Here is a 14,703-nt window from a genome sequence, read left to right on the forward strand (position 1 = left end):
AAGCGCGAACTGCGATTTTTTACTCGTATGGAGACTTTTTCGCAATCTTGTGGACGACCGTCTCCGTAAGTTGACGATAGGCCGTTAGGCATACGGCTTTGGGGTAAAGTATCCGGAACCAACGATTCTGGAACGATTTTTCGAGAAAGGCGCCCGCGTGCTCAAAGCAGTCGTTTTCGATATGGACGAGACGCTTCTTAGCATCAACCTCAACGCGTTCATCCTTCGCTATTTTAAGGATGTCTCGTCGATGCTCGCGAATATCGGGCGCCGCAGCCGCGGTGGCACGATGGCACGCCTCGGCACCATCCTGGTCGACCTCAACGCCAACCGCCGAAGCGGCACGGACAATCGCACCAATCTTGAGTTTTACCGCACCGAGGTCGAGCGCAGGTGCGGCATCTGCCTCTCCGATCCTATCATCTACGAGGCATTTACCTACTACGACCGCGAAGTTCTTCCACATAAGAATGACGACGTCATCAACGCCCACGCCATGCCGGGCGCACACGCCGCGCTTCAGGCCGTACAGGACGCAGGGCTGCGCTGCGCGCTCTTCACCAACCCCAGCTTTCCGCAGGGAGCCATCGAGTGCCGCATGGGTTGGGGCGACCTGGCCGACGCCCCCTTTGAGCTCGTCACGCACATGGGAAACACCACCCGCTGCAAGCCCGATGCCACCTACTATCTAGAGCAGCTTCAGGTGATGGGGCTCGAGCCGCACGAGGTCCTTATGGTGGGCAACGACCCCAAGCGTGACTTCCCCAGCCCCGCCTGCGGCATTCAGACTGCCTATGTTGGTCAGGGAAAACCCGGCCGAGCCACCTGGCGAGGAACCATGGAAGACTTCGCCCGCGACTTCAACGCCGTAGTAGAAGCCTTCTACGAACACCAAGTAGCCGACGAACTGTCTTAACAGACTCGAGTCTTGCCGATCATGATGTTGAGGATCTCGACGTCGGTGTCCTTCATGCCCACGCGGCCCACGTAGCCCATGCTGGCGATCGTCTGCTCGACGGTATCCTGGATCAAACCCTCGCCGGCACGGAAGCCACGCCCCTGCATGGCCATGTCATGTCCCAGAATCGCAGCATCAACGGCAGCCGAAATCTTGGCGGCACAGCTCGCCTTGGCGCCATCGCACACGATGCCGCCAACGTTACCGAGCGTGTTCGAAACCGTCGCGCCAATCTGCTCGCGCGTGCCACCGCACAGCCAGGTAATCGCAGCGCCGGCGCCGCACGCGGCGCAGATAGCACCGCAAAACGCCGAGAGCGCACCAATATAGCTCTTGATATGCACGGCGATAAGATCGGACAGCATCACGGCGCGCACCAGGCGCTCGTGGTCGCAGCGCAGGTATTCGGCATACTCCATGACGGGCAAGGCGCAGGTAATGCCCTGATTGCCCGAGCCGCACACAATGGCGACCGGCAGCGCGCAGCCGTTCATGCGAGCGTCGGACCCGGCGGCCGCACGGGCACGGGCCCGGCAGGCGACGTCATCGGCACGAGCGCCCAGCAGCGTACGGCCCACCTCGGCGCCCCAAGCGTGCGCGAGGCCCTCGGCACTGATCGCGCCGTTCAGCTCAATCTGACGCTCAACGGCAGCGCGGGCGCCCTCAATGTCGCCGTCCTCGATAAAGTCGATGATGGACTCAATCGACATGGGCGTGTCGGCCTTATCCGCCGCCCGCTCGGCCACCACGCGCTCGGCGCAGGCGGCACACTCCCCCGCCGACTTGCCGCACACCGGAATACCGTCGAGCGTATGGCACGTGACATTGGTGTGGTGATCGGTAATCTCGACGACCGCGGTATGGCCCCCGGCCGTGGCGGTCACCTTGATGTAGAGGTTGGGCACACCCTCGACAAGCGACACATCGCAGTAGCCGGCGTCAGCGAGGAGCTCGGTCACGCGAGCACGATCTTCGTCGTTAACGCTCTCGAGCACCTCGAGCGCGCTCTTGGCGTCGCCGCCCACGGCGCCCAGCACGGCCGCAGCTTCAATACCGTGCATACCGCCCGAGTTGGGCACGGTCACGCTCTTAACGTTCTTGATGATGTTGCCCGAGCAGGCAACGTCCATATGATCGGGTTCGCAACAGAGCGTCTGGCTCGCCAACGCCGCTGCATAGGCAACGGCAATAGGCTCGGTGCAGCCGAGCGCACAGACAAGCTCGCGGTTCAAAACATCGCAAAACGCGGCATCACGAAGGGAATCGGTAGGCATAGGTATCTCCTGCTTGCATAACGGGCTGGGCTCTCGAAAATAATTAGCTCTTTTATTTGATAACAATGCATCAAAAACCGCAACCATGGTTCCGGCGGACGGCGCTCAAGCACAAACTGGCGGCATTCATTCATGAAAAGCAGGTCTTGTTGCCTGCTAAAGCGTTTGACCAAAAAACGCCCGAGCGTTTACACAAAAGTCGCGCTATCATGCAGTCGAACGCGGTAAACACATTTAGCATTTGCGCCGCACAGACCAGAGAGGAACCATCCATGAAGATCGGTATCGGTAACGACCACGCCGCCGTCGAGCTCAAGAACATCATTTCCGAGCACCTGAAGGAGCGCGGCTGCGAGGTCGTCAACTTTGGCACCGACACCTCCGAGAGCTTCGATTACCCCATCGCCGGCTACAAGGTGGGCAAGGCCGTAGCCAACGGTGACGTCGACCTGGGTATCCTGATCTGCGGTACCGGCGTCGGCATTAGCCTTGCCGCCAACAAGGTCGAGGGCGTTCGCGCCGTCGTGTGCTCCGAGCCCTTCAGCGCCAAGCTCTCGCGCATGCACAACAACACCAACGTGCTCGCCTTTGGCGCTCGTGTCGTGGGTTCCGAGCTCGCCAAGATGATCGTCGACGAGTGGCTCGACGCCGAGTTTGAGGGTGGCCGCCACGAGCGTCGCGTCAACCTCCTCAACGAGATCGACCAGACCCGCGGTCTCAAGGTCGTCGACGAGGCCTAAAGACTTACAACGCCATACGCTAACGACAGCCCCCGCCTGGAATGCACGCACATTCCAGGCGGGGGCTCTTTAGTAGATTTGTGAGCGTTTACCAAAAACCTGTTGGGATAAAAAGGGCGCCGCGGATGGAGTTCCGCGGCGCCCAAGCCACACGCTAACAGCTTTAAGGAGTCAAAGCTGGTTTAGCCAAAGAAGCGCTTGATCTCGATCTCGGCGTTCTCCAGGCAGTCGGAGCCGTGAATCACGTTGGCGTTGACATCGACGGCGAAGTCACCGCGGATGGTGCCGGGGGCAGCATCAAGCGGGTTGGTGGCGCCCATAAGGGTGCGCATCTTGGAGACGGCGGAAAGACCGGAAACAACCATCTTGACGACCGGACCGCTCGTCATAAAGTCGCACAAACAGCCAAAGAAGGGTTTGTCGGCCAGATGGGCGTAGTGCTCCTCGACGGTAGCGCGCTCGAGCGTGGTCATCTCCATGCGCTCGATGACAAGACCGCTGCGCTCAATGCGAGCAACAATCTCGCCGATTTTGCGATCGCGCACGGCGTCGGGCTTAATCATGATGAAGGTCTTCTCGATAGCCATAAAAGTAGCCTTTCAAGTAGGTTCGCGCGTGCCCAAGTCCCATTCCGGCACCCGCCTGGACTGCATCGTAACAGAGTTTTAGCTGCAGTTAAACAAAAAGCTGTTTATTGAAACGTTGCAATTTATTAAAGCGCTCCATATGTGTCACTTCTGTTTCGAAGCCCGATTAGAGTACCATCCGACCGCCCATCAACCGCATCGAACAGAGCAGGCGGTCGGTTGCCGCCCGCGAACGTAACCCCTTCACAACCTGCCCAAAGGTCCTACAGAAGTTCTCGACAAGCCCCTCCCCCATAGCAACAAAATACGGGCGCCCACATCAGCAGGCGCCCGTAAAGTGAAAACGATTTATCAATAAATGGCCAAAACGGCTTCAGCCAAACCTCTACTTTGCCCCGTGACCCATCTCGACGACCTTGGTCAGCGATCCAAACACGCCCTCGTCAGCCACGAGCTGTGCCTCGGCACGCTGCAACTGCACGGCAACGGCGGCAGGAGCGGTGCCGCCCTCGGTCGTGCGCGCGGCGACAATCGACGGGATATCGAGCGCCTCGGTAATGTCGCGCTCAAAGAGCGGGCTTGCCTCCTGGAACACCTCGAACGGCAGATCCTCAAGATTGCAGCCGCGCTTCTCGCACATCAGGACCAGATGGCCCACCACGGCATGTGCCTCGCGGAACGGCAGGCCACGCTTGGCCAGGTAATCGGCAACATCGGTGGCGGCAAGGTGCCCCACGCCGCACTCGCGCGCCATGGCATCCTCGTTGACGGTCCAAGTCGAAATCATTCCGGCCATAACGGACAGGCACTGCATGAGCGTATGGGCGGTATCGAGCGCGCCCTCCTTGTCCTCCTGCAAGTCCTTGTTATAAGCAAGCGGCAGGCCCTTCATGGTTACCAGCAGCTGCACCAGGTTGCCGTACACGCGACCGCTCTTGCCGCGGATAAGCTCGGCAAAGTCGGGGTTCTTCTTCTGCGGCATGATGGACGAGCCAGTGGAGTACGAGTCGGAAAGCGTGATAAAGCCAAATTCGGAGCTCGACCACAGTACGATCTCCTCGGAAAGACGCGACAGGTGCATCGCCATGACGGATCCGGCGTAATGCAGATCGAGCAGAAAATCACGGTCGGAAACGGCATCGAGCGAGTTGGGGATCACGCCCGCAAAGCCAAGTTCGGCAGCCGTCATCTGGCGATCGAGCGGATAGCTCGTACCGGCAAGCGCAGCGGCACCCAGCGGGCAGTTGTCGGCAGCATCAAAGGCGGCCTTCAAACGCGTAAAGTCGCGCGCGAACATCCAGGAATACGCCAGCAGGTGATGCGACAGCAGCACGGGCTGAGCATGTTGCATGTGCGTGTAGCCCGGCAGAATCACCTTGTCGTACTTCTTGGCCGCATCCACCAGCACATGGCGCAGCTCAAGATTGGCCTCCATGAGCTCCTTGGCCAGCGCCTTGACGCCCAGGCGCGTATCGGTCGCCACCTGGTCGTTGCGCGAACGGCCGGTATGCAAGCGCTTACCGGCCTCGCCGATGCGGCGCGTCAACTCGCTCTCGATGGACATATGAATGTCCTCATCGTTGATATCGAAGGTAAAGTTGCCGGCATCGATATCCTGTTCGATTCCGGTCAGGCCCTTGGCAATCGCCTGCTCGTCCTCGGCACTGATGATGCCCTGGGCGGCCAACATCTTGGCATGCGCCTTAGAGCCGGCGATATCCTGCTTATAGAGATGTTTGTCGACCGGCAGCGACGCGCCAAACTCCTGCGTGACCTCGGCCACGCCCGCCTCAAAACGACCGCCCCAAAGAGCCATGGAACCGTCTCCTTTCTCCAAATACCAAAACAAGCGTCCAAAGCAATGTGCCCTGTCGCTAAAGCGATTTATCAACCGCTAGTTTTACACACTCCCTGCCGCGCGCGGGGCCATGTGGCTAATTTGCAAAGAAGTGACGCACCATGCACTTGGCGCCCAACGTCTCCCTCCGGATGTTGCCCTGCGAACCATCGATCCAGGCCTTCAGGCTCATAGGAACGTCCTCGACCCTTACAGCATCGAACTCGGGCGCGAGGGCAAGCAAAGCATGCGCGATAGCATTGAACATAATGGATACTCCACATATATATAGGCACAGAGCCGCCAAATTGATAGAAGGAGCCCCGCCGGACAACCCCGGCGGGGCTCGGACTCAGCCGCAGACGCGGCATCATATATGCGGGCGGAACGTAGGGGCCACCGATGTTAAGAAGTGTCAGCAAGCATAACGAAAGGTAGGGACCCCGTGCGCCCGTTATGTATCACGCGGATGGGCCGCGCGGATACCAAGGGAAGGAGGCGCTAGGCCTGGGCAGCAGCAGAGCTGGGGCCCTGGACCTTTGCCCACGTCTTGAGCGACAGCGTATCGATCTCGATAAAGCCGGCGCTGGCCTTCTCGTCAAACGTGGTGTCGCGGTCGTAGGTAGCCAGGCCGTAGTCGTAGAGGCTGAAGGGACTCTTGCGGCCGACGACATGGCAGTTGCCCTTAAAGAACTTCAGACGGACAGTGCCGGTCACGAACTTCTGGGTATCGGCCATAAAGGCGTCGAGCGCGTTCTTGAGCGGGCTGTACCACTGGCCGTTGTACACGGCGGTGGCCCAATCCTGCTCGAGCTTGATCTTGGTCTTGAGCAGGTCGCCCTCGACGCAGATGTCCTCGAGCGCCTTGTGGGCGGTGATGAGCGTCAGGGCGCCGGGAACCTCATAGCACTCGCGGCTCTTGAGGCCCACCAGACGATCCTCGACCAGGTCAAGACGGCCAAAGCCGTTGTCGCCCGAAATCTTGTTGAGGGCGATGACGATCTCGGAGAGCTTCATCTTCTTGCCGTCGACGGCGACAGGCTTGCCGGCCTCAAACTCGATCTCGGTATAGGTCGGGGTGTCAGGCGTGTCCTCGGGGTTCTTGGTCATAACCCAAGCGTCATCGAGCGGCTCATTCCAAGGGTCCTCCAGGTGACCGCACTCGATGGCGCGACCCCACAGGTTGTCGTCGATGGAGTAGGGGTTGTCGTTGGCACCCTCGGGAACCGGCACGTTGTGGGCGTGGGCATAGGCGACCTCGTCGGGACGGCACTTCAGGTCCCACTCGCGAACCGGGGCGATAACCTTGAGCTCGGGGTCGAGGGCCTTGACGGCGGCCTCAAAACGGACCTGATCGTTACCTTTGCCAGTGCAGCCGTGGGCGACGTAGGTCGCGCCAAACTCGTGGGCGACCTCAACAAGCTTCTTGGCAAGCAGCGGGCGAGACAGGGCGGAGAGCAGCGGATACTTATTCTCGTACATGGAGTTTGCGGCGATGGCTTTGGTCAGGAACTCATCGGAGAACTCGTCGCGCAGGTCGAGCACCTGGCAATCGAGAACGCCCAGGTCGAGCGCCTTCTGCTTCTTGGCATCCAGTCCGGTCTCTTCCTGGCCCACGTTGCCGCAGACGCAAACGACATCGAGATTCTTCTCGTCCTGGAGCCACTTGACACATACGGATGTATCAAGACCACCGGAATATGCGAGAACGACTTTTTCCTTGCTCATGGCTGTTTCCTTTCGCCCTTGGTAGCTAGTTAGAACATCGGTCAGTTGCAAGTCATTTCAAGGTCATATACCGTGCAATATCAGGTTAAATAGCAAAAATCAGCACATACATGCCCTAGAAACATGCAGCAATGTCGTGCTAAAACCCAACGACCTCAAAATGACTCTGTTGAGGCAATTCGCCCCATGCGGACAGAGACGATTGTTATCGTCGTCGGGAAATTGCGCACTGGCGTCGGATGGCATTGTCTGCAGTGGTGATGATCTTTACGAACTGCATCTGCCTCTCCTTTCACGTATCGCCGGGCGCAATTCAAATATCGTAAACGGTACCTTTTACTCGGTAAGCGGTTGTTTTTCCGTCTCCGTTTTCGATGGTCGCTATATTACGCTAAAGTGCCCGCAGCACAAGCGACAAATTCAAATTTCTGAAAAGTTTTTTCATTACTTTGTGAAGCGTGGTGCAAATACGCACCATTCCTGCGAAAATACGCTCGACTACTAGTTGATGGTTATAACGTCTGAAACAATCTCGAAACGAAAGGCGCATTTTTATGCAAACTTACGAATCGGACGCCAACATCGGCAACATTAAGATTCTCGCCGTCGATATGGACAAGACGCTGCTGACCGACGAGCGTGTGCTGCCCCAGGGTCTTGATGAGCGCCTGGACAAGCTCGCCGACGCCGGCATCGTATTCTGCCCCGCCAGCGGACGTCCCGCCCCCAAGCTCGAGGAGATGTTCGAGGGCATCAAGAACCGCCTCGCCTTTTGTCCCGACAACGGAGCTTGCGTGATCTATCGCGGCAGCTATATCTATAAAAGCAATATTGACGTGGAGCTGTATCAGCAGGTCTTGAACCGTGCCTCGGAGGATCCTCGCGCTGTCCCCGTCCTGTGCTGCTTCGACGAGTTCTACGTGCTTGCCCGCGACCATCAATACCACGACGAGATCAGCGTCTACTACAACACAATCAACTACGTAGACAGCTTTGAGGGCATTGATTTCGAGTCCAACAAGATTTCGGTCTTCTTCCCCGGCTACGACGCCGAGCCCGCTTTCCGCGAGACCTATAGCCCCGAGTTCTCGGACAAACTCTACGTCACCAACGCTGGGCGCGAGTGGATCGACTTTATGAACCTGGGCGTCGACAAGGGCGCCGGCGTCGCTCACCTGTGCGAGCACCTGGGCATCGATATTGCCGATGCTGCCGCCGTGGGCGATACCTACAACGACATCCCCATGCTGGAGCGCGTCGGTCACAGCTTTATCGTGGACAATGCCGAAGAGCACATGAACGCGCACGCCAAGTGGCGCATTCCGAGCAACAACGACGGGGGCGTACTGACGCTCATCGACGCCATCCTGGCGGCTCGTTAACGTTGCTCGTCGGACCTGGCCGGGCGAGGCGGGTAAGTTTTTCGTTCGGTCAGGTCCTGGGCTCGCTCGGAAAGCACATTAAGTGCTTTCCGGCTCGTGCGGAATCTACGAAAAACTTACCCGCCTCGCCCGGCCAGGTCCTGCGGTGACTTGCTTGCCGCCTAGATGGCGTCTTGGCGTCTAGATACTTGGCTGTTTTTTTGGAATGAAGGGGGCTCCTTGTTGGCAAGGAGCCCCCTTCTGCTTTTAGTTACTTTGGAATTGTGAGCGCTTCCCTATTTGGCATCGGCCCAGGTTATGCCGGTGCTGGCTTCGGCGATTAGGGGTACGCGTAGGTCTACGACATGTTCCATGACGTCTTGGACCATGGTGGTCAGGCGCTCGACTTCGTCGACCGGGCACTCAAAGTCCAGTTCGTCGTGTACCTGCAGGATCATGTGGGCGGCAAAGCCTTCCTCTTCCAGGCGGCGGCTTACGCGGGCCATCGCGATCTTGATGATGTCGGCGGCGGTTCCCTGCATGGGATGGTTCATGGCCGTGCGCTCGCCAAAGCCGCGGAGTTGCGGGTTTTTGGCCTTGAGCTCCGGAATATGACGACGGCGGCCGTACATGGTCTCGGCGTAGCCCGTCTGCTTGGCGCGTGCCACCACGTTGTCGAGGAACGTGCGCACGCCCGGGTAGGCCTCGTAGTAGCGGTCGATCATGTCGCGTGCCTCGGCCATCGAGATATGCAGCGACTGCGACAGGCCGTAGGCCTGCTGGCCATACACGATGCCAAAGTTCACGGCCTTGGCGCGACTGCGCAAGTCGGGCGTTACCTCGGACACCGGCACACCAAACACGCGCGCCGCCGTCTCGGCATGGAAGTCCTCGCCCTCGTTAAAGGCGCGCACCAGGTGCTCGTCACCCGAGAGATGTGCCAGCAGACGCAGCTCGATCTGCGAGTAGTCCACCGCCAAAAAGACGCTTCCCTCGCCTGCCGAAAACGCCGTCTTGACGGTACGACCCAGCTCCGAGCGCGTCGGGATGTTTTGCAGGTTCGGGTCGCTCGAGGACAGACGCCCCGTTGCCGTGATGGTCTGGTTGTACGTAGTGTGCACGCGACCGTCACCACGGCGTAGCGGGCCCAGCGTGTCCAGATAGGTGGACTTGATCTTGGACTTCTCACGCCAGTCTAAGATCAAACGAACAATCTCGTGGTCACGGGCAAGATCACTCAGTACCTTGGCATTGGTCGAATAGTAACCGCGCTTGGTCTTTTTGAGACCCTTGGTCGGAAGGCCCATCACATCAAAGAGCACATGCGACAGCTGCATGGGGCTGCCGATGTTAAAGGTCTCATCACCCGCCAGGTCGCGAATACTGCGCTCAACCTCGGTAATCTGGGTCGCCAGACCCTCGGACAGACTGTGCAGACGGTCGGGGTCCACGAGCATGCCCGTGCGCTCCATCTTGGCAAGTACCGGAACGAGCGGCATCTCGATGCCATCGAACACGTTGGCGGCATTCTCACGGGCCATGCACTCGCGCAACGGCGCCACGAGCGCCAGCGTCAGAGCCGCAGTACGGGCGGCAGGCGCCGGAGCGTCCTCACCGGCACCCTCTGCGCCGCGCGCCGCAGGCAGCGCCATCTGCAGATACGTATCGGCAAGATATGCCTCATCGAACTCGGAGCGATCGGAATCCAGCAGATAGGCAGCGACCACGGTATCGAAGATACGCGTGGAATCGGCAGCGAGCGGATCCATGAGCTCGGGCTCAGAAGAATCGATGGGCGAAAGCTCGTGCAACAGCACCTTCATATCCGGGCTCGCCACGCGACCCTCCATAAACAGACGCGCGAGCACGCCAGCAATCACGCCGTGGACGAAGTTGAAGCCCTCAACCTCAGCCGCCGCGCAGCTGTTGCCCTCCTCGAGCGTGAAGAGGCCCTTGGACGTCGCCAACCACAGCGTGCGCGTCAGTCCAAAGAGCGCGCCCTCTTCCTTGTCATCGTCCACCACGGCGGCGACCCACTCGCCGGCATCAATCGCGCGGGAGACCTCAGCCGCAACGGCACCAAGCGCGTCAGCATCGCCGGCGGCTGCGCGGACCATCGCAGGCATCTCAAACACACTGGAGGCAGCAGCAGCCCCGCCCTCACCACCGATCAGCGACAAGAAACGGTTCTGCATGGCCGTAATGCCGAGCGTACCCAGTGCCGCAGACACCTCGTCGGCAGAAAACGCCGGGAAGGACGTCGCCTCAAAATCGAGCTCAACGGGCGCATCGGTGCGGATGGTCGCCACCTTACGGCTCAGCAGCGCGTCGTCGATGTGTGCGCGCAGGTTCTCGCCCATCTTGCCCTTGACCTCGTCGGCGTGTGCGATGACCTCGTCCAGGCTACCGTACTGCGCAATGAGCGCGCTCGCCTTTTTGGGGCCGATGCCCGGCACGCCGGGGATGTTATCGGACGCGTCGCCCTTCAGACCGTAAAAATCGGGCACGAGCGCCGGCGTAATGCCGTGATACAGGTCATCCACGCTCTCGGGCGTCATAATCGCCACGTCGGACAAGCCCTTGCGGGTCGAGACCACGTTGACGTGCTCGGTCACAAGCTGATACATGTCGCGATCACCAGTCACCAGCAGCATGTCACAGCCGGCCTGCTCGCCCAGGCGCGCCATAGTGCCCAGGATGTCGTCACCTTCCCAGCCCTCGGACTGCAGAATCGGCACGTTGAGCGCACCGAGCAGCTCCTTGATCATAGGGAACTGCGCATGCAGATCGGGGTCCATGGGCGGACGCTGCGCCTTATACTGTGGCAGCATCTCCATGCGCACGCGCGGCTTGCCCTTATCAAACGCCACAACAACGCCGTCGGGGTTAAAGGCATCGATCATCTTAAGAAACATGTTCAGAAAGCCAAAGATCGCGTTGGTGGGGCGACCGTCCGGCGCGTTCATGGTCGGCGGCACGGCGTGGAAGGCGCGGTGCATGAGCGAGTTGCCGTCGATAACGGCAAAGGTGCGGCGCTTGTCAGACATATTGAATACCTCGCTTTGGGCTGGGCACGGTTTGCTCACTCCAGTTTACACGCTCCCCGCCCCGCGACTACCGCACATCAGCCCCTGCCACCGTGAGCCCGCGCGTGATACGATGGCTCACGGTACATCAACCAGCACGATCGATCCGAAAGGAGCCTGCGTCATGGAGCGTCCCTGCGCATGGAAAAAGTACACACCACAGCAAATCGAGGAGCTCGAGGAGCTTTGCCGCGGCTATAAGCAGTTTTTGAGTGAGAACAAGACCGAGCGCCTGTGCGTCAAGGCCGGCATCAAGATGGCCGAGAAGGCGGGATACGTCGACCTGGAGACCGTAATCGCCGAAGGCCGCGAGCTCAAGGCAGGCGACAAGGTGTACGCCGCCAACCACGGCAAGGACCTTATGCTCGTCAACCTGGGCACCGCCCCGCTCGAGCAGGGCTTTAACATCCTGGGCGCCCACGTGGACTCGCCGCGCCTGGACCTTAAGCAGAACCCCGCCTTCGAGGCCGGCGACATGGCCTATCTCGACACGCACTACTATGGCGGCGTCAAGAGCTACCACTGGGTGGCCTCCCCGCTCGCACTCGTAGGCGTCATCTGCAAAAAGGACGGCACCACCGTCGACATCAACATCGGTGACAAGGTCGACGATCCGGTCTTTACCATCTCCGATCTGCTGATCCACCTCTCGAGCGAGCAGATGGCCAAGCCCGCCAAGGACGCCGTCGATGCCGAGATCCTCGACGTGATCGTGGGCGGCCGTCCCGTCAAGTTCGATGAGGACGACAAGGACGCCCCCAAGGAGCCCGTCAAGCAGATGTTCCTGGACATCCTCAAGGAGCAGCATGACGTCGAGGAGGAGGACTTCCTCTCCGCCGAGATCGAGGTCGTGCCCGCCGGCCCCGCCCGCGACATGGGCCTCGACCGCTCCATGATTTTGGGCTATGGCCACGACGACCGCGTCTGCGCTTACCCCTCCATGCTCGCCCAGATCAATGTGGCCAATGTCGAACGCACGAGCATCACGCTCATCGTCGACAAAGAGGAGATCGGCTCCGTGGGCGCCACCGGCATGACGAGCCGCTTCTTCGAGAACACCGTCGCCGAGATCATGACACTCGCCGGCGAGGACAGCCCGCTGGCTCTGCGCCGCGCGCTCGCCCGCAGCCGTATGCTCTCCTCCGACGTGTCCGCCGGCTTCGACCCGGGCTACGCCGGCAAGTTCGAGACCAAGAACGCAGCCTTCATGGGTCGTGGCCTGTGCTTCAACAAGTACACGGGCAGCCGCGGCAAGGGCGGCTCCAACGACGCCGACGCCGAGTACGTGGCCCTCGTCCGCGACATCATGGACGAGGCCGGCGTGGACTTCCAGACCTGCGAGCTCGGCCGCGTCAACGCTGGTGGCGGCGGCACCATCGCCTACATCATGGCCAAGTACGGCATGAACGTCATCGACTCCGGCGTTGCCGTCCTGTCCATGCACGCCCTGTGGGAGGTCGCCAACAAGGCCGATATCTACGAGGCCTATCGCGGCTACAAGGCCTTCATCGAGCGAGCCTAACCAACCCTTCATCAGTTGCGGTGAAATACGGACTAAACTGGCCCATAAACGGCTAAAACAGACCGTATTCCACCGCAACTTCCTTTTTGGCAGAGGAGAGTCCATGCTGCAGGTCATCATTTCGCCCGCCAAGCAGATGCGCGCGGCCCAAGATGCTTTTGAAGTCCTGGGCATTCCACCTTTTGCGCACGAGACGGCTCGCCTCCACCGCGCACTGCTAGATATCGAGCGGAATGAAGGCAGCGGCGGCCTGCAGGCGCTGTGGAACGTGAGCGACAAGCTGCTTACAACGTGCCTGGATACGCTTCACGAATTTATGCCCGTCCTGAGCGATGCCGACCTCGCCGATCCCGATATCGCGCGTCGAATCTCCCCCGCCGTCATGTCCTACCACGGCATCCAATACCAGAGCATGGCGCCCGAGGTGATGGATTCCGCGCAGCTCGCATGGCTGCAAGACCATCTCTGGATCCTCTCGGGACTCTACGGATGCGTGCGCCCCTTCCACGGCGTGTCGCCCTATCGGCTCGAAATGGGGGCGAAGCTCTCCGTCGACGGCGCTCGCGATCTCTATGCCTTCTGGGGGAATCGACTCGCGCAGGCAATTGCGCCGGCCGGTTCCGACACCACTATCGTCAACCTTGCCAGCGTGGAATACGCCAAAGCCGTTCTGCCCCATGCTGCACAGGATACAACGGTTATCACCTGCCTTTTTGGCGAAGGCGTCCGTAACGGCAAGCCCATCAAACGTTCGACCGCCAGCAAAAAGGCACGCGGCTCCATGGTGCGGTGGATGGCAGAAAACAAGCTCGAGGATGCAAGCGAGCTCACCGCGTTCGACGTTGGTTATCGAAACTTTCCCGAGCTCTCATGCCCAGGCACCCTCGTGTTCATCAACGAGCACTCTAGAGCCGGCACCCAACACTGACCCGCCCAGCTTTCTCCATATTACTTGCGGTGGAATAGTTCCTATTTGAGCCTTTTATCGCACAATCAGGAACTATTCCACCGCAACTTTTATGAATTGGCTGCTAGGCTCGACACCTATTCTGCTAGACCGTCGGCCTTTGCAATCCCGTTTGTCGAACCGTCCTGATAGACAATCTTGACGTGCTCGACCTCGGACACCGCAACACCCGACGGGGGCTCCAGGCGCCATTCCGTCAGCGCGATATCCATCGTCGTGGGCACGTCCCCCTGATCTTTGAGCTTTACCGTGAGCGTTTTGAGCGCTGCATCAAACGTCACGCGTTCGATTTCTTCACCCGGAATGGATCCACCACTCAGCTGCAACTGCACAAACTCGTCGCGCGGATACCAATAATCGCCCGGAACGGCGAGCGTATTGGCATTACCGCCAGTACTCCTCACCGTCATAATCGGCAGGGCATCATCGGCCTCAAATTCCCAGGCAGCGCCGCCGCGACCGCCAAACGTCCAAATACAAAAGGCAATCACCAGCACGGCAAGCACCGCAAAGCCAATCGCGACTAACCCATGGTGCGCACGGCCCTCCTCGGCCGATATGTCCCATTGTGTCTCTCGATATAGATGCTTGTCTTCCATGTACGCCTCCCCACAGGCACGCTCGTTAGGCCAATCGTACCCAT

Annotated in this window: 12 protein-coding genes; 5 read left to right on the plus strand and 7 right to left on the minus strand. The window is 59.7% G+C overall.

Annotation, left to right across the window (positions count from 1 at the left end):
- The first annotated feature begins 157 nt into the window (after positions 1-157).
- The gene (locus AB5Z14_RS02645; protein WP_368130165.1) at positions 158-916 is read left to right on the plus strand and encodes an HAD family hydrolase; all 759 of its coding nucleotides are present in this window, start codon (positions 158-160) and stop codon (positions 914-916) included.
- Here the strand turns inward: AB5Z14_RS02645 and AB5Z14_RS02650 are convergent.
- Entirely contained in the window at positions 913-2,232 is a 1,320-nt protein-coding gene (locus tag AB5Z14_RS02650; RefSeq protein ID WP_368130166.1) for an L-cysteine desulfidase family protein, read from the minus strand. The two genes, AB5Z14_RS02645 and AB5Z14_RS02650, sit on opposite strands and share 4 nt — an antisense overlap.
- Positions 2,233-2,504: 272 nt before the next feature.
- Here AB5Z14_RS02650 and rpiB point away from each other — a divergent pair, with 272 nt between their 5' ends.
- Positions 2,505-2,972, plus strand: coding sequence for a ribose 5-phosphate isomerase B (rpiB, locus tag AB5Z14_RS02655; RefSeq protein WP_055251633.1), 468 nt, complete (start codon positions 2,505-2,507; stop codon positions 2,970-2,972).
- A gap of 182 nt (positions 2,973-3,154) precedes the next feature.
- Here rpiB and ndk read toward each other — a convergent pair whose 3' ends face one another.
- The 4 genes from ndk to AB5Z14_RS02675 form a co-directional block, all read right to left on the minus strand.
- Positions 3,155-3,559 carry a nucleoside-diphosphate kinase gene (gene ndk, locus AB5Z14_RS02660; RefSeq protein ID WP_368130167.1) on the minus strand — a complete coding sequence of 135 codons (405 nt, stop codon included), beginning with the start codon at positions 3,557-3,559 and terminating at the stop codon, positions 3,155-3,157.
- 385 nt (positions 3,560-3,944) lie between these two features.
- Positions 3,945-5,375: an argininosuccinate lyase gene (gene argH / locus AB5Z14_RS02665; RefSeq protein ID WP_270225826.1), complete on the minus strand. Its 1,431-nt coding sequence runs from the start codon at positions 5,373-5,375 to the stop codon at positions 3,945-3,947.
- A gap of 118 nt (positions 5,376-5,493) precedes the next feature.
- Positions 5,494-5,664 (minus strand): hypothetical protein, encoded by a 171-nt coding sequence (locus AB5Z14_RS02670; RefSeq protein WP_161144721.1) that lies wholly within the window; start codon positions 5,662-5,664, stop codon positions 5,494-5,496.
- 233 nt (positions 5,665-5,897) lie between these two features.
- Positions 5,898-7,124, minus strand: coding sequence for an argininosuccinate synthase (locus AB5Z14_RS02675; protein WP_035138001.1), 1,227 nt, complete (start codon positions 7,122-7,124; stop codon positions 5,898-5,900).
- A 554-nt stretch (positions 7,125-7,678) separates the two neighbouring features.
- Between AB5Z14_RS02675 and AB5Z14_RS02680 the strand changes: the two genes are divergently transcribed.
- Entirely contained in the window at positions 7,679-8,506 is an 828-nt protein-coding gene (locus AB5Z14_RS02680; RefSeq protein ID WP_117746767.1) for a Cof-type HAD-IIB family hydrolase, read from the plus strand.
- Positions 8,507-8,781: 275 nt separating this feature from the next.
- On the opposite strand, the gene polA is transcribed toward AB5Z14_RS02680, so the two are convergent.
- Entirely contained in the window at positions 8,782-11,532 is a 2,751-nt protein-coding gene (polA, locus tag AB5Z14_RS02685) for a DNA polymerase I (RefSeq protein WP_368130169.1), read from the minus strand.
- A gap of 163 nt (positions 11,533-11,695) precedes the next feature.
- On the opposite strand from polA, the gene AB5Z14_RS02690 reads away from it, so the two are divergent.
- Positions 11,696-13,093 (plus strand): aminopeptidase, encoded by a 1,398-nt coding sequence (locus AB5Z14_RS02690; RefSeq protein ID WP_368130170.1) that lies wholly within the window; start codon positions 11,696-11,698, stop codon positions 13,091-13,093.
- A gap of 103 nt (positions 13,094-13,196) precedes the next feature.
- A complete protein-coding gene (locus AB5Z14_RS02695) occupies positions 13,197-14,021 on the plus strand; it encodes a YaaA family protein (protein WP_368130171.1) in 825 nt (274 codons plus the stop codon).
- Positions 14,022-14,137: 116 nt separating this feature from the next.
- Here AB5Z14_RS02695 and AB5Z14_RS02700 read toward each other — a convergent pair whose 3' ends face one another.
- Positions 14,138-14,659 (minus strand): hypothetical protein, encoded by a 522-nt coding sequence (locus tag AB5Z14_RS02700; RefSeq protein WP_368130172.1) that lies wholly within the window; start codon positions 14,657-14,659, stop codon positions 14,138-14,140.
- Positions 14,660-14,703: the final 44 nt, after the last annotated feature.

Origin of the sequence: Collinsella aerofaciens (assembly GCF_040910265.1) — a bacterium.
Taxonomy (GTDB): domain Bacteria; phylum Actinomycetota; class Coriobacteriia; order Coriobacteriales; family Coriobacteriaceae; genus Collinsella; species Collinsella aerofaciens_BK.

Excerpts from the sequence above, each read along its gene's own strand:
- ndk (WP_368130167.1), bottom strand. The coding sequence starts at position 3,559 with ATGGCTATCGAGAAGACCTTCATCATGATTAAGCCCGACGCCGTGCGC.
- AB5Z14_RS02700 (WP_368130172.1), bottom strand. The coding sequence starts at position 14,659 with ATGGAAGACAAGCATCTATATCGAGAGACACAATGGGACATATCGGCC.
- AB5Z14_RS02670 (WP_161144721.1), bottom strand. The coding sequence starts at position 5,664 with ATGTTCAATGCTATCGCGCATGCTTTGCTTGCCCTCGCGCCCGAGTTC.
- AB5Z14_RS02650 (WP_368130166.1), bottom strand. The coding sequence starts at position 2,232 with ATGCCTACCGATTCCCTTCGTGATGCCGCGTTTTGCGATGTTTTGAAC.
- AB5Z14_RS02675 (WP_035138001.1), bottom strand. The coding sequence starts at position 7,124 with ATGAGCAAGGAAAAAGTCGTTCTCGCATATTCCGGTGGTCTTGATACA.
- AB5Z14_RS02690 (WP_368130170.1), top strand. The coding sequence starts at position 11,696 with ATGGAGCGTCCCTGCGCATGGAAAAAGTACACACCACAGCAAATCGAG.
- AB5Z14_RS02680 (WP_117746767.1), top strand. The coding sequence starts at position 7,679 with ATGCAAACTTACGAATCGGACGCCAACATCGGCAACATTAAGATTCTC.
- argH (WP_270225826.1), bottom strand. The coding sequence starts at position 5,375 with ATGGCTCTTTGGGGCGGTCGTTTTGAGGCGGGCGTGGCCGAGGTCACG.
- rpiB (WP_055251633.1), top strand. The coding sequence starts at position 2,505 with ATGAAGATCGGTATCGGTAACGACCACGCCGCCGTCGAGCTCAAGAAC.
- polA (WP_368130169.1), bottom strand. The coding sequence starts at position 11,532 with ATGTCTGACAAGCGCCGCACCTTTGCCGTTATCGACGGCAACTCGCTC.
- AB5Z14_RS02695 (WP_368130171.1), top strand. The coding sequence starts at position 13,197 with ATGCTGCAGGTCATCATTTCGCCCGCCAAGCAGATGCGCGCGGCCCAA.